Source organism: Mesobacillus sp., assembly GCF_057785455.1.
Genome location: NZ_JBYNSB010000012.1, coordinates 22,985 through 37,680 on the forward strand (window position 1 = coordinate 22,985; position 14,696 = coordinate 37,680).

General features: G+C 42.3%; 20 protein-coding genes. All 20 read right to left on the reverse strand.

Translation table 11 applies throughout. The annotated features are described in order from the left end of the window. Position 1: 1 nt before the first annotated feature. Positions 2 to 871: a phage tail family protein gene (locus AC3EBE_RS02680; protein WP_488593472.1), complete on the reverse strand. Its 870-nt coding sequence runs from the start codon at positions 869 to 871 to the stop codon at positions 2 to 4. Then, entirely contained in the window at positions 872 to 3,979 is a 3,108-nt protein-coding gene (locus AC3EBE_RS02685) for a phage tail protein (RefSeq protein ID WP_488593473.1), read from the reverse strand. A gap of 2 nt (positions 3,980 to 3,981) precedes the next feature. After that, a complete protein-coding gene (locus AC3EBE_RS02690; protein ID WP_488593474.1) occupies positions 3,982 to 4,185 on the reverse strand; it encodes a hypothetical protein in 204 nt (67 codons plus the stop codon). A 116-nt stretch (positions 4,186 to 4,301) separates the two neighbouring features. Then, a complete protein-coding gene (locus AC3EBE_RS02695; protein WP_488593475.1) occupies positions 4,302 to 4,775 on the reverse strand; it encodes a tail assembly chaperone in 474 nt (157 codons plus the stop codon). Positions 4,776 to 4,836: 61 nt separating this feature from the next. Then, the gene (locus tag AC3EBE_RS02700; protein ID WP_488593476.1) at positions 4,837 to 5,367 is read right to left on the reverse strand and encodes a phage major tail protein, TP901-1 family; all 531 of its coding nucleotides are present in this window, start codon (positions 5,365 to 5,367) and stop codon (positions 4,837 to 4,839) included. After that, the gene (locus tag AC3EBE_RS02705; protein ID WP_488593477.1) at positions 5,360 to 5,773 is read right to left on the reverse strand and encodes a DUF3168 domain-containing protein; all 414 of its coding nucleotides are present in this window, start codon (positions 5,771 to 5,773) and stop codon (positions 5,360 to 5,362) included. Before AC3EBE_RS02705 ends, AC3EBE_RS02700 begins: the two co-directional genes overlap by 8 nt. Before the next feature lies 1 nt (position 5,774). Further along, entirely contained in the window at positions 5,775 to 6,194 is a 420-nt protein-coding gene (locus AC3EBE_RS02710) for an HK97-gp10 family putative phage morphogenesis protein (protein WP_488593478.1), read from the reverse strand. Continuing rightward, positions 6,187 to 6,513, reverse strand: a complete 327-nt coding sequence (locus tag AC3EBE_RS02715; RefSeq protein WP_488593479.1) for a phage head closure protein — start codon at positions 6,511 to 6,513, stop codon at positions 6,187 to 6,189. The genes AC3EBE_RS02710 and AC3EBE_RS02715 overlap by 8 nt, the downstream gene beginning before the upstream one ends. Beyond that, a complete protein-coding gene (locus tag AC3EBE_RS02720) occupies positions 6,500 to 6,841 on the reverse strand; it encodes a head-tail connector protein (protein WP_488593480.1) in 342 nt (113 codons plus the stop codon). The genes AC3EBE_RS02715 and AC3EBE_RS02720 overlap by 14 nt, the downstream gene beginning before the upstream one ends. 7 nt (positions 6,842 to 6,848) lie before the next feature. Further along, positions 6,849 to 7,154: a hypothetical protein gene (locus tag AC3EBE_RS02725; RefSeq protein WP_488593481.1), complete on the reverse strand. Its 306-nt coding sequence runs from the start codon at positions 7,152 to 7,154 to the stop codon at positions 6,849 to 6,851. A gap of 15 nt (positions 7,155 to 7,169) precedes the next feature. Then, the gene (locus AC3EBE_RS02730) at positions 7,170 to 8,153 is read right to left on the reverse strand and encodes a phage major capsid protein (RefSeq protein WP_488593482.1); all 984 of its coding nucleotides are present in this window, start codon (positions 8,151 to 8,153) and stop codon (positions 7,170 to 7,172) included. Between the two features lie 16 nt (positions 8,154 to 8,169). Beyond that, entirely contained in the window at positions 8,170 to 8,817 is a 648-nt protein-coding gene (locus tag AC3EBE_RS02735) for a DUF4355 domain-containing protein (RefSeq protein ID WP_488593483.1), read from the reverse strand. An 83-nt stretch (positions 8,818 to 8,900) separates the two neighbouring features. Beyond that, positions 8,901 to 9,086, reverse strand: a complete 186-nt coding sequence (locus AC3EBE_RS02740) for a ribosomal-processing cysteine protease Prp (RefSeq protein WP_488593484.1) — start codon at positions 9,084 to 9,086, stop codon at positions 8,901 to 8,903. Positions 9,087 to 9,101: 15 nt separating this feature from the next. Beyond that, positions 9,102 to 9,368 (reverse strand): hypothetical protein, encoded by a 267-nt coding sequence (locus tag AC3EBE_RS02745; RefSeq protein WP_488593485.1) that lies wholly within the window; start codon positions 9,366 to 9,368, stop codon positions 9,102 to 9,104. Continuing rightward, positions 9,343 to 10,392: a phage minor head protein gene (locus AC3EBE_RS02750; protein ID WP_488593486.1), complete on the reverse strand. Its 1,050-nt coding sequence runs from the start codon at positions 10,390 to 10,392 to the stop codon at positions 9,343 to 9,345. Before AC3EBE_RS02750 ends, AC3EBE_RS02745 begins: the two co-directional genes overlap by 26 nt. Then, positions 10,392 to 11,903 (reverse strand): phage portal protein, encoded by a 1,512-nt coding sequence (locus AC3EBE_RS02755; protein ID WP_488593487.1) that lies wholly within the window; start codon positions 11,901 to 11,903, stop codon positions 10,392 to 10,394. The genes AC3EBE_RS02750 and AC3EBE_RS02755 overlap by 1 nt, the downstream gene beginning before the upstream one ends. A gap of 9 nt (positions 11,904 to 11,912) precedes the next feature. After that, positions 11,913 to 13,115 carry a PBSX family phage terminase large subunit gene (locus AC3EBE_RS02760; RefSeq protein ID WP_488593488.1) on the reverse strand — a complete coding sequence of 401 codons (1,203 nt, stop codon included), beginning with the start codon at positions 13,113 to 13,115 and terminating at the stop codon, positions 11,913 to 11,915. Beyond that, entirely contained in the window at positions 13,108 to 13,926 is an 819-nt protein-coding gene (locus AC3EBE_RS02765) for a terminase small subunit (RefSeq protein ID WP_488593489.1), read from the reverse strand. Before AC3EBE_RS02765 ends, AC3EBE_RS02760 begins: the two co-directional genes overlap by 8 nt. 89 nt (positions 13,927 to 14,015) lie before the next feature. Continuing rightward, positions 14,016 to 14,477 carry a helix-turn-helix transcriptional regulator gene (locus tag AC3EBE_RS02770; protein ID WP_488593490.1) on the reverse strand — a complete coding sequence of 154 codons (462 nt, stop codon included), beginning with the start codon at positions 14,475 to 14,477 and terminating at the stop codon, positions 14,016 to 14,018. Further along, positions 14,474 to 14,680 (reverse strand): hypothetical protein, encoded by a 207-nt coding sequence (locus tag AC3EBE_RS02775; RefSeq protein WP_488593491.1) that lies wholly within the window; start codon positions 14,678 to 14,680, stop codon positions 14,474 to 14,476. The genes AC3EBE_RS02770 and AC3EBE_RS02775 overlap by 4 nt, the downstream gene beginning before the upstream one ends. Positions 14,681 to 14,696 lie beyond the last annotated feature (16 nt).

Sequence of the window (14,696 nt, forward strand, 5' to 3'; positions counted from 1 at the left end):
CTTATACTGCCAGGTATCGATTCTTCCACCTTATAAGTACTGGTGCACGCTCGTAGTCTTGTCCGGTTGAATAGCTTAATAGATTATTCCCTGCAATCAGCTGAAAAAGTTCTGAAGAAGCGATGTTGATTTGATTAAACGCATTGGTTTCTATTCCAGTTGCGCTCAATTTTGTCACACGCTTTTTCCCAAACTCAGTATTGATCACCAACTTCTCGCCATCTAGCAAACTTTGATTTACCTCAATCATCTTTCCGGTTGTTTCATTACGGATGATGATAGGTGCAGTGGCTGGTCCTGTGAACGTCACCTCGATTGGTGTATCCACATCACCCTCGTTCAAGATCAGCTTTGATTTACTAGGTGATTGTTGTGCAAAGGTGGACGGAAAGGTGACAGGGAACGTCAACCCACCTTCGAAAACAGCTAATTGCTCCACCTGGTCTACACTTGTCCAGTATGGATTGGGACACGTTAGGGTGATCATCCCTTTTTGCAATGTCATGCTACGATTAGAATGACCATCTGGATAAACGGGAACAGAATTTGCAATGGCCTCGATTTCCCTCACAATAAAGTCATTTTCATAACGAATAATTCCTGGTTTAAGCTTTGGATTAAACGCCCGTGCTATTTTAGCTCTTGAATCAGAAACCTCCGAATAGGCTTTTTGTTCAATCAGGAATTCAATCGTGACTTCCCTTTCCTGTAGAACGCTGCCCATCAGCGAGCTTCCATCTTGATAAGGAGATTTCTGAAGCTGTAACTCCGCCTCAACTTCACCTAATCCACTAATTCGGCTCAAATAAAAAGGGGGCCCATCGAAGTGAATGATATCACCAGTCGAACCTGTATAAATGATACGCTCCATTTACCTGAACCCCCATTCCATTGCCTGTTGCTGTCCTACCCGTTTTAATTGCCTTGCGTTTTCAGAAGGTGACAAAGGTGTAGGAGAATGAAGGTGGACCTCTTGTTTGAAGTCTCCGAGTCCTCCTGTTCCACCTTTTTGATGGATCCATAAATCAACATCTAGTTCATCCTTAATTTGTTGCTTAATTTCATCCATCTGGAATCCAGTGTCTATTGATGTACGGCTAATTCCTATATCCGTCATAGCAAGTTCTGGGGTGAAAGCATCGGTTATGGATGTGGCCAACAAACCGGTAGCTTTAACAGCAGCTGCATGCATTTTATTAAGGCCAACTATTACGCCTAAAACTATATTTTTACCCACCATATCCCTTGCCCAACGGCTCGGGCTGTGAATGTCCAACGCTCCTGTAATAGCATCCTTTATCCCATCAGTAATACTATTTACTGCATCCCACACGGCTGAAGTCATGCTGCCAATACCTTTAATCAACCCTCGTATGATATCCATACCAATTTCTTTTAAGTCCAGAGACTTAAGCTTATTGACAATAGGATCAATGACATCACTCTTTATTGTTGTTACCAGTTGGCTTCGCAATTTAACGAGTCCATCAATTAGTGCTTTGATTATTTTGATCCCTGCATCAATTATTTTCGGGAGATTCTCAATAATCCCAGTAACTATTGCTAAAATTAGAGTAACAGCCGTTTCTAATAATTTGGGTAAAATCTCAATGATTCCCTTAATTAATGCATTCAGAATCTTAATGCCTGCATCAATTATTTTTGGTAAATTTTCAATCAGAGCATTGGTAATGTGCATAATTAGTTTTATCGCTGTATCTATAAGCTTAGGTAAAATCTTTACTATGCCATCAATCAATGCTTGCAAAATTTTAATTCCTGCATCGACTATTTTCGGTAAATTGAGTATTAGGGCATCGAGAATGGTTGTGACTAATTTTATCGATGTATTAATTAACTGAGGTAGAACTTTCATGACACCATCGATCAGGCTATTTAAAACTTTAATTCCTGAGTCAATAAGCAGTGGCAGGTTTTTAGAGATGATGTTAATTAAAGAATCAATAATTAAAATACCTGTATCGATCAACACAGGTAGAATAGAAGTTATGCCTTCAATTAACGCTTGAACAATTTGGATGCCTGCAAATAATAATACTGGCAATAAATCAGAAACAATTGGAACTATCATCGTGATAATGTTTACTAACGCCAACGATATTGCAGGTAGTGCTTGAACAATTCCGCTAACGATACCATTGATAATTCTAACGCCTTCTTGTACAAAAACAGGTAATTCATTAGTTAAAAATCTAGTAATACTATTGGCTATTTGTGTAATGGTTGCCGATAAAACTCCTGCATTGCTAGTGATTCCCTGCGCTATAGCCGGAATAAATCTAGAGCCTGCAATGATCAGTCCTGGGATGCCTCCGACTAAAGCTGCTAAGATTGTCGGGAAAATCGCTTTAAAAATCTCACCTATATGGCTAAAATCACCATGAAAAGCAGCTATAACCGCGTCTCGTAACCCAGCAAACTGCTTACCTATTTCCGCGATTGGCCTTTGAATTGCTTTTGGCAAATGAGTTAACCAATCATTCATGTAATCCCCATCAGCAACTACCCAAAAGAAGTATTTACCAAGGGATAATAGGGCTAAACCAAATTCCTTAACCGCGTTGATTGCCAGGGTAATTCCATTTCTAAAACTTTCATTTGTTTTATAAAAATGGTTGAAGACAACTACAGCACCAACGATAGCCGCTGCCACTAACCAAACAGTTGCACTCATAGCTGCTAGACCAGTCACAAGTGGGCCAATGAGCATCCACACTTGCCCCCAAGCTGCCATAAAACCACCCACAAGACCTACGCCTATGGCCAGAGGTGAAAGAAGAAGTGTGAGAGCAGGAATAAGCATCATTATGCCCTGAATGACCTTTGCTAGGACAGGATGAGCCTCATTAAATTTAATAACCATATTTGCTACTGCTGTAATGAAGTCATAAACCTTCATCATGACAGCACCAAACACTTCAACCATGGGCTGGAAGGCTTCCCTTACTGCTGCCGTCATCCTGTTGAGTGACTTTTCATATCCTTTTACCGTTTCCATAGCTCCCTTATGCAATGCTGAATAAAGAAGGGCAGATGTAACAGCAGCTCCCATGGCAACCATTTGGAATCTCATGAGACCTTGAGTGATCATCATGGTCATATCATTTAGTTGCTTCATACTTGCAGTCGGACCAAGTAATCTCAAGGCAACGGCTGCCGGCTGTCCTGCATTCGCTATCCTATTCAAACTATCTGCAACTCGAAGAGCCCCGGCATTTACTAAATAAAACGGATTTCCCATTCGCTGATAGTTAGCAAGGATTTTACTCGCCTGTGTAGAGCGCGCCAACATGGTTCCAACAGTCTGCATAAATGAATGACGCAACTGTAGGTCATTAGCAATCATTTGATCATTGATTTGCCTTTGCTGGTTACCCAGTTGTTGCAAGCTGTTCATAAAATCACGAGTGGAACCAGTATAATTACTGGAAGCCCTGGCTAACTGAAAGTAGCCATATTGGACTTCGATTTGTTGATCTCTAAAACGATTCATACTGGCTGACTGGGCAGCAAATGCAGCACGCATTTCCTGGGTCATTTGCCTAGCCTCTGACGATGTACCTTGATATACATGATTTATTTGTGTTCCAGCATTATAAATTTGGTTGCTGGCTTGTTGAATATGGGCTCCAGTTTGTTGAAATTGGTGCTGATTATTTGCTAATTGACCTGTTAAAACATTTAGCTGTTGTGTCAAGGCTAAAACCCTGGCTTGAACGCGTTCCATATGTCTTATAAACCGCGTTACTTCAGCTTGCAGGTTCGTCTCATGTACCTGAGGAATTCCGTTTAACTGAGAGTTTGCTTGATGAATGCTAGATACGAAGTTATTAATATCCGCATTAATCATAGCCGTTGCCCCTAGCGCGGTTCTACGTATGGTCTCATCAACTATAGCCATTTGATTCATAAATTCATTAATCTCGGCCGTAATTATCGCTGAGAAGTTTTCCTGCATGTTTATCCTCCCTTCATATTGTAGGATTTCATAGCTTCACGGGCTGCTCTATAGCGTTCTACGTTTATTGTTGGTTCCCGACTATCTTTCCAGTTGTCTGAACCATGCATAATCCTTTTACGAGCTGTCTTTGCATCAAACATCTTGGTTTCTTTTGCTCGTTTCGCATTTTGGGCATAACGATTAAACATTGCCTGTTTAGCCATACTTTCATACTGATCGACTATCCGTAATTGGGAGCCTTTTATGAAATTCTTAAACTGTCGAGGAGTCCAGGATAGTATCAGATCAACATCATAGACTTCAAGATAATGAGCTGCATTTACGAACAGCTGGTCGTAGTCAAGCCCTTCATTTCTTTGTACATCTGCTCGAGTCGTCCCACTTGCATTTCCTTGTCCGCTTTCTCTTCTTCCGTTTTCCCTGTCTGTTTGTAGGCGTCGATATTTTTCCAATAATTCTTGGCTTGTTTCTTGAAAAAACCCGATTCATCCACCGCATTGAAGGCCTCTCGGAATAATCTTTCCGTGTCTCCATCCTCTTCGATCCGTTGCTCAATGGCACCCTCAATGTCCTCAAGCTTAGGCTTGTCTTTTCCTAAGTAATCCAAAGCGCAATCCCAGAAAGCCAACAGGTGTTTATTTGAAAATTGAAGAAGGTTGGTGTATAAACCGTGGAAGCCTCCTACATTGTTTCCCTCTTTATCCTGTTCAGAGTATTTCTTATCTGCTAGTCTTTCAAAACGGAACGTACATTTCGCCTCATACTCTCTACCATTAATCTCTAATAATGCCATTTTTCATTACCTCCAAAATAATTTATAAATAAAAATAGACAGGACTATGTCCTGCCTACGGTTATGCAGTAGTTGTGCTGGTTTGGTCAGGGAACTCTCCCTTTGTCTCCCCTGGAGCTTCAAAACCATATCGAGCAAATTCAATCATCTCTGGTGGAAATGGGGCTATTTCACCCTCTTGCGTTGAACCGATTACTTGGACAGTGGCTGAAACTTCGACAAATCCATCTTGTGGGCTTGATTTTTCCGCACTTTCAACAATGCAATAGCCAAAGACGGCAGGATGCTTGCCGTTGGCATTTAGATTAAGATCCACTTCCCAGACCTTGATTTGTTTTTTATTTTTTATGGCATCCATTACGGCTTTTTGTCCTGGGTCACCAGTTTCACCATATGCAGTGAATTCGAATGACTCACTGTTCTGTCCGTATCCGACAATTCGTCCGAACTTTGTAGACTCGTCGATGATGTCATTTTCGATAGAATATGAGTTTTCTGTTAGATTGCCGATTAACAACCCGGCTGCTCCTAAAACAGCATCAGTGGATTGTACAAGCAGGATAGAATCTTTCCCTTGTTGCAAATTAATCACTCCTTAATGTATATTTCATTCTTAAAACACCATGCTTTATGCGTGGATCTATGTCGTCAAAAACCTGCATGCCCAGCCGTTCAACTTTCAAAATTTTAAACCCGGGTATTTCTAACTTAAAAGCCAGAGCTTTTTGACAAGCGTTCAAAATTCCGTAGGTTTCTTTCTTCCCCGGATAATCTGACCATGCGTGAATCACAATTGATAATTCCTCACCAAAGGTGTTTTTTGTATCGAATGGAAGCGTGTTTGGTTCACCAATGACCACATATGGATATGGCTGATCTTGGAGAACATGATCAAATATGCCTTTCACACCTGTATTGCTTTCAGATAAGCCGGGGTAAGATTGCAACCGGTGAAAAATAGCTTCTTGCAAAGGCCAAAGAGCCGTTTCAAATGACATATCAGTTCACCAACCTGTTCATTTCATTCCTGAAATGTCTTTGCCCGACTTCAATCGCTGGAAACCAATAGGGTTGAGCCTGCATCCCCCTTGTTGTTACGAACTGCCCGAGCTTATCAGAGTAGTAGGTCCAAGGTGTTTGTCGGCCATCACCATTAACGGCATAAATGCCGGTCCCAAATTCTACATATATGGCGTAGTGTGCTCCGACAGTAACAACCGCTGTTAATCCACCGTCTCGAATCTCTACCTCAATTGATTTTCTAAGGTTCCCATCATCTGAGGGTGCCAATGAACGGGCATTCGCCTGGATCATGTATGCTGTTTCTACAACGATTCTTTTCGCTTCCTCGACTACACTTTCACTAAATTGACGGACCGATCTGGACATGCGTCTGCTGCCGAAGCGAATATTAACCATTGGAAACCAACCTTAGGGGCAGTCGCATAATTTCGCCCTGCCCTCCTTGGTCTTGTGGCCTTCCAACGATTTCATAACTCTCATTCTGGTATGTCACTCGCATATCTGTCTTGATATCCGTTCTGAAAGGGTAATACATTACTCTGTCCAATGGATTGTCCAACTTTTGGGCCTTATAAATCTCACGGCTTGAAGGAGTATCCATAAACCCGTTTATTTTCAGAACAGCTACAAACCCTTTTTCATGGCCGCCTCCGCCGTCTGGGATAGTCCTCTGCTCCCAAAAAGTAACTTCATGAGGAAACTCATCGTTGTGCATGGAATCTCACCTTCCGGTAGGCTCGCAAATTTGTATACAAGGATTTGGGCAACTCACTTTCGAAAGAGTAAGATACACTGCCCATTGAGCGATTACGCAACCCGGTTTTGTTTTGATAAAATTCAATCGCTTTGGCCATAAAGATTTTGACACCACCAGGAATAACAGGGGAAGTCGTTTCACTGTCTCCGAAGGTGTTATTACACTCTTCCTTCACATGGTCAAAAATAAGAGGAAGCATGGTACGGTAATGCTCCATTTGTTCCGTACGCTGCTCCCGGTTGATCAGCATGATTTCTCTTATTTCTTCATCTGTAGGTCTATACACGGTACACCTACTCCCCAAGGATCAACTTGATTAAATCCTCTTTATTGTCACTGGACTTATATTCGATGTTTTCCTGGTCCAGGAACTTCTTCAGGTCATCATTTTTGATTTCCTGCAACTCTTCCCGGGTCAAAGCAAAATAGTCCACAACCTGCCTTTGCTCAGGGTTTTCTGCTGTTTCCGGAGAGTCCACCAGGGTATAACCTTTTGCTTTATACACGATGTTATATGCCCTTTCAGTTACCCTGTGCGTCTTACCATTCTGATCCTTCACAACAACCATACTATCTGAAGCCTTCACGTATTTAGCCATTCGTCATTCCCCCTTTTATGGTGTCACCACGGCAGGTGTTAAGGCACCAAATGCCGCAGGCTTAATGTTCATGTATCCGATGTGCATAGTCGCACGCAGCGCAAACATGTCACGCTCAAATAGGTTGATAGGCTTTCCAGAAGCGTCCACGATCGATGATAACTGTGCATCTTCTGAAACAGCATATTCAATGTTCTGAAGGATTCCGTATCGAGCATAGTCCCAGTCACCCATAAGGGCTGCAGCCTTGGTAGCGTCGAATGCTTCGGGCTTAGAGTATGTTACAGCGAGCCCTTCCACGTCGTTTAGGTTAGTGTAGTATCTTTCACCATTTGTAGCGTTCCTTGCACGGCGCAGATTCTGTTTGAAAGCATTTGTGGCCACCATTCCATCAGGAGTGAATCCACCTGCCTCGATAAGGGCCATTAGATCAAACACTTCGTCCTGAAGGTCGGAACCAGAACCCAATGCAATCAGATTCCCTTCATCGGTAGCAGCTGTAAAGATGGACTTTCCACTTGTATGAGTAGCGAACGGCGAATTGGTTCCAAACAATGCTGCAATATCGAAAGTTTGGTAGAATGCTTCTGCGATCAAAGGCTTAACTTCATTAAAGAAGTCCTTGGCAGTGTACCGTAAAAACTCTTTTGAGAATGGGATAATTACACCCAGTTTCTCTGCCTGCATTGAAGCAGTAAGCCATTCAACTGTTGAAGTCTTGATAACTTCAGTTTCAGATACCCAGTATGCACCGGCTCCTTTAGCCTTGAAAGAGAATGTCTTCTTCGGCTTAGTCATAGGCTCATATTTCGCCAGCTTCATGACTGTGGATCCTTTGATTACATCCTCGATGATCAGGCCGCCCTCTTCCTGAGGAATTAACCCTGTTTTTGCGTTTTGCATAAGGACATTATCTGGTGTATAAGTCTGTGCTTCGAACTGCTTGATATTAACTGCTAATAGAGATCTTACTAATGATGTTGCTAATGCTACTGCCATTTAAGATGGCCTCCTTTTAATTGTTTTGATTTTGATTGCGAATGTTGTGTGCTTCAGCCATTTCCTGAATGGATTTGACCGTACCTCCAGTTGAGCTGCCACCGTGTTGGATATTCCTGCCGTTATCCTTGAATTTGCTATCGACAGCTGCCTGGAGAGCCTTGTTGTAAGTTTCTTCAAGCTTTGCAAGGTTAGTAGTTGTTTTCTCCTCGTCCTCTGCAAGGAAAAAGCTAACTAGTTCAACCGGTAGTTTCTTTTCAGTAGCTTGCTTGATGGCTAGGTTCATAAGCCTTTCTTGTTGGGCTTCTCTTTTCTGGTCTTCGAGAGCCTTCTCGAGTGCCGCAATACGTTTCTGTTCCTCTGTCAGGGCAGGATTACGTTTAGCGACCTCTTCAGAAACTAGAGCCTCCAGGTTGTTCGCTTTCCAAGTTTCTAACCCCTTGGTGAAAAAGCTATCCAGACGTGGCTGAAGCAGCCGTTTTCCATCTTCCGTATCCAAGAAACCTTTCACCTTGTCGGCTGACACGGCAGAAAGTTCTCCGAGATAAGACTTTACCTCTTCCTGATCCTTGTTATCTTCCAAGAATTTTTTTACTGCTGCCAGATTGATTATGCCGGCATCGAATTGCTTAATATTGACCTTTAAAAAATCTAATTTTTTCATATCTTTTCCTCCCAGCCATGCAGTTCGCGCCTGCATGTCAGTTTTTAAGTACAAAAAATAAGCCTTTTAATGACATACTCAGGTCAATTCTCTTCCTTCTTGATTGATATTTGTAAATCGTCAGGATATTGCTCGGCGAGTTCCTGGAGAAACCTAACTGATGATTGTAGTAGCGTTGAAACTGAAGCGCAAACCACGCTTTGAGCATGTCCATCCGCTTCAATCTTCATATAACCATCTTCTCCAACGGTGACTGTTACGCTAGTCAAATTAGCCTCTCCTTTCTAATCGATAAATTCAATCAATCTATCAATATTTGATTCAACAATAGCCATAGTGACGTCCGCTTGAAAATGTCCCAGCATGTACTGTTTCTCTTGGACGTCCAGATTGTAGTATCCCGTCATGATCGTTCGGTCTTGCGCTTCAGCAGCCACCATGATATTAATGATTTGCCCCTGTTTTGCCTTCTCGAGTAAATCTTCTATATGATCGATTAATCCTTGCTGGGTCTTCTCCTGCTGATTAAACAACCTTACTACTTTTGGCAACGGGGCTCCCCCTATCGGCATATTTCTTTTTCCATTCCTCGAATGTCACATAAGGCATTGTGGTAGAAGGAGGTTTTACAGCCTTCTGTGCCTTTTTCAATGCCTTTGCGTATGTTAGGGATTCATCAGCCATTAGCGCGTCTATACGGGCCGCCAGCTTCTTTTGGTAATCAGGATTCATATAGTCCCTGCCTCGGCGATATTCAGGCAGCATGCCATTTACGATTCGAATCTTTACACAACGGCAGTTAATATCCATGTTTGCTTTGCCCCAGAGATGAGGCCCTTTGGCTTTCATGCCTTTGTAATGGAAAAATCCGTCCTTGTCAGCCTTCTGACCGTCCAATTCCCTGTGCGATGTCCTGACCCTTAGGTCCAACGATGACGCCCAGATACTATCCATGTCAGCAAATTTGGCAGCCTGTTCAGCTACAGCCTCATCAGAGAGGGAACGTACACGACCTGCCTCTGTCCTGGCTACAAGCATAGCTTTCTTTTTGGAGAAGTTTACAGCATTCTCTATCCTTTTAGACATTGCTGTATATCCTTCACCAGCAATTAGGGATTGGGCGATTTCGATATTAATTTTCCGGATTATTTCATTCCGATGCTCTGTAAAAACAGATGGTAACGTCAATTTGTCTACTGGATTTGCTAAAGCCATTTTTATTGTTGTCATGGACGGGAGAGTGAATCCTATATTGGTTGAAGCGCTCATTTGAAAAAGGTATGCATGCATGAGAAAACTCTCCACATACTGCGATTCCATCGAGGCATTAATCATTTTAATCAGCTGCTTATAATCAGCGTTGAACATGTTGCTGATAAGCTCCATTTCTTTCTGGAACCGGTTATATTTGTTCAACTCAGTGTAAGAGAGCTCGCCATTCTTCTCATACTTCCTGAACATTTCACCGATTTGCAGAAAAATAGCTTTTAGTCGTTTTGCAAATACCTTTTCGATATCTGTTTCTGTCTTCCCCAAAAGCTTGTCCAGCAGCTCCCGAATCTCTAATTGATCCATTATCTCACCACACCAGTACCTTTACATGTTTTGCACTGAATTAGATCACCAGTCCTATTACTAGTTACTTTCCCAGTGCCACTGCAGGTAGAACAAGGTTTGGTACCTTCGCCAGCTCCCCCTGCACTTCCCTTATCTTTTTCAGGCAGTTCTTCTTCATCAAGGTCATCATTGAGAGGTTCCAACATTGGGCCAAGGAGAACAGCATCCTTTTTCATTTCCTCAATTTCGAATTCCACGTCGTCAACGAATGATAGGAGTCCTAAACGTGTTCGCTCACTAACATGTCCCTTCAGCTGAGCAGTTGATTGTGCTTCATCGAGAATATTGGCTGGAAGATTCCGCTTGAAACCGAAGAAAACCTTCAAGTAATCATCCGGACTGAATCCCTTTCGTTTGGACCAGGCACTAAAAAGGACCTTGAACTGGTAACGTAGGGAAGCAGCGAATTTCCGCTCCATCGTGATGCATTTATTCTCTAATGCCATAAGTTTGAACCTCATCGCCACTCCACTGAGCTGGGTTCCAAAGGACTCATCAGTAAAGTTAACCGACTTAGCAAACCGTAAGATATTCTCTTCCAATCGGTCCAAATGGTTTTCAATCATCTGATCATTAATATCCTTTGTCAGGTAACGAACATCGTCGTTCTCACCGAACAGCTCAAAAACACCATTCTTTTTTAAATTAGATAGGGTTTCCTCATCTGCTCCAATCCCTCTCAATATGAGATAAGCTAAACGATACTGTTCAATCTCGTTGGAGGCATCGGAAAGAGTACGGTCATAGGCATCAATCAGTGCCAAGACCTTTTCTGCGTCCCCCTTTAGTTCTTTATTGTTCGCAACCCCAAATAGTGGGTCATATTCGAACATATGTGGCTGAATGTCCTGGAGGTGAAAACTTCCGCCTTGGTTGGCCTTGAAAAAGTAAATATAAGTATCGTCATAAAACTCAGCAAAGATTTCGTCGTCCCTGTAAAAGTAACGAAGAGAATAATCGGGCTCATGAATATCATCACCCAGGAATACGACTTCCCATGGATCAATATTCTTTATCCTTTCAAAGCCCGCCTTATCGATATACGCCAATCTAGCACCATATCCGCAAATAGCTGCCATTTTACCATATTCCGCATCATTATCCTCTGAATTATTCCGTAGAAGGAATCCTTCTAGCTCTCCCCTTAACTTCTCATTCTCCTCGTCCAAATCATAGCTAATTGGATGGCCCAACATGTAACCGATTTTCGTGTCCACGATATCAGCATCAAATGCATTATTGAGCAGGTTATTGACTTTATCATCAATACGAAGCACGTTACCACCAGTCTCGAAGTTCTCATATTGAGTGGCAGAACGTGAGAAGATCGTTGGCCCATCCAGATCAGCTTTATATCTTTGGTACATCTTCATCATGCGAGCTCTAATTTTGCTATGAGCCTTAATAATCTCAAGGACAGTCTTTTCATCAATGCCACTCTTATCGATATATTCCTTAAATTTCAGCATTATTATCACCTACCCCGTTTTCCGTCTTTGTGGTTTTAAGTGTGTATAAATGGCATATCGTAGTGCATCTAGCACGTCATCCCACAGTTTTACCGGCTCACCAGTCTTGGCGTTCCAGACGTATTGGTATATCTCTTTGTCAAAACGCTCCACCTTCTCACGCACGACGAAGAGCCTGTTTTGTTTGAACAGGCTTGCAACTTCCTCTATACCAGAGACCACTTTCTTGTCAGCGTTGATAGCACGAATCCTTTCCCTTCTGAACCGGATAATATGCTCTGGGCGGGCCGTATCACAGTAAAAATTAATATTGCCGTAACTTTCCTGGATTACTTTGGCCACTTTGACCCAGTAATCGATTTCCTCATGTTGGGCTGCGTGTTCTTCGACAAGATAGAAGTTCCCCTTGTCATCCTCGCCGATCACAACGATAGAGCCATGGTGTTCATATCCCCAGTCCACGCCGGCAAAGTAACGGACGATATTGACCTTCCCAAAGTCTTTTCGGTTGATATAGTGCTTGTCCCTTTTAAAATCCTTATAGACAACTCCCTCAGCTGCAACCCACAATCCATTAATGTCACGGTCGGTAAACATGCCAGACGGCGTTGAAGCAATGATACTCTCCACATACTCCGGATCAAGATAAACGTTATCGAAAAGCGTAAAATGAAAAGCTTTGATATTCAGCTTCCCATTCTTGAGCTTTTGGCCATCTTTGTCGATGTAATCCGTTTTTACAAAGTGGGCTGGATTCTCAGGATTTGTATCGATTAACACACGGGCACCTGGATATGAGCAACGTGAAATAACCTCTTTAACGAAAGTATCATGCAAGGCCGTTCCTTCATTGAGAAGAGCACCAGCGGCTGTGAAACCACGCGCCTTTTTCCATGCATCAGCATTTGTACCATCGAAGCAGTATACCTTGTTACCAAATACAGAAATGGCGTTGGTCTTGTCCAGCTTTAATTCCTTGCCCAATACCTCTTCCATATCATTCAGGATATTTCGACGAATGGAAGCTTGCGTGGAACCACCGATAATGAACGATAACCCTTGGTTTTCATACTTGGCCATATGCATTAGAAAAAGCAGGATAAACACAAATGTTTTCCCTGCTCGTTTGGCTCCACTAGCGAGTAATATTTTGGGTTGTTCCTTTATGAAACAATCCCATACCTCTTTTTGTTTCGGTGTTAAATCAGCCACCTGTTTCACCTGCCATCCTGCGTAACATGGCAGCTACTTCGCTCTCCTGAGTACCTGAACCGTTATTGCCTTTTAACTTTTCGATTTCAGTTTTAAGCTTCTCATCTTGCAATCTCTTTCTGTCATTCTCGGATAATAGGTCAGTGTACTTAGATAGGAACTCCAGGGCTTTCATCTTGTCAGCAAGCTTCACAGATACTCCGTCTTTTCCCTTTTTGACCTCGGTTACTATGCTGCCATCTATTTGCGTTGATTCTTGAAGGTCCACATAATTAATCTCAACCATAATAGGATTGCCTTCTTCATCTTTCAAAGGTCCAAATGCTCCCATGGCCTGAACTTCTTTCTTGCCAAAGATTGCGTAGTCGGTTATATCAGCAAAGGCGATGTCAATGTACTTTTGAAGTATGACTTGAGCATCCAACAGGACACCATTAAAACGTTCCTGCTTGAGACGCTCGATTTCTTTCTTTACTCCATCATTCCCCATCACCCTATAAGCGATTGATTCTGCTGTGTTACGATCTACTCCATATGCCTTTTGATACGCCTTTGTGGCGTTGAAGTACTTGATATAGTAAAGGCAGAACATCTTTTGCTTGTCAGTGAGATCATCGGATTCAATGACTGGTTCCATGGTTGCAACCTTCTTTTCTTTGGTTGCATCCTTTTTGGTTGGATCCCGTGACCATCCTTCACGGCTTTTTCTGCTTTTAATGGTGCCGATTTTTATATTATGTTTATCAGCTAGAGCCTGGAGAGTAATTTTCGTTTTTTCATATTCGTTTCTTATCTCATCCCATTTAGGCATTACATATCACCTACACCCCCGGTACCTAATTCCTCATAAACGTAAAGAGGAAGCAGCTTGTTAACTGCCTCCCCGTCCTGCCTTCCAGTTTAGCAAGCTGATTTATGTTTTAGCAATTTCGTGTCAATTGTGCCATTCGTTCCATTCGTTCCATTTTTTTCTTCAAACTGTTTTATGATTGAATCTCTAAGCCTCTTTATATGTGTTTTTGATAATCCCATATGCATCGCGATCCAATTATAGGATTTACCTTCGAGTAACCAATGCAAGACTTCTTGCTCTCGATCATCAGTAATCAGATGAAGCCTATCCTGAATAACAGAAATCTTTGCCTCGTATTTATGAATGACCGAATACCTTCTCTCCCTACGGACATTCTCCCTATAAACAGGATCACTGGTAACCCCCTGTGCCTTTGGCATACCAGCAGTGTCTCCATACTGAGCAACGAGCCCTTCTCCGGCATCTTTCATTGAGTCCCTTAGTATCTTTATTGAATTTATCATCCAATGGTAATCCTTTAGAATATTTTCAATCTCTTTTTTATTCATCGCCCATTCCTCCAAGCTCCGCCTTTACCGCGGGATAATGTTTGTCTATTGGTGCCCATCAGAAACTTTAGATCCTTGTCAGTTAGCTTCTCCTGCTTATTTACCATTGTTTTTTCATCGGCCGGCTTCTTCTTACGCTTACCTTTTTGCTCTATATGCTGCCGGTTCCATTCCTTCAACTGATCCCTAAATGGTTGGTTCATTGTCCTCTCTCCCTAA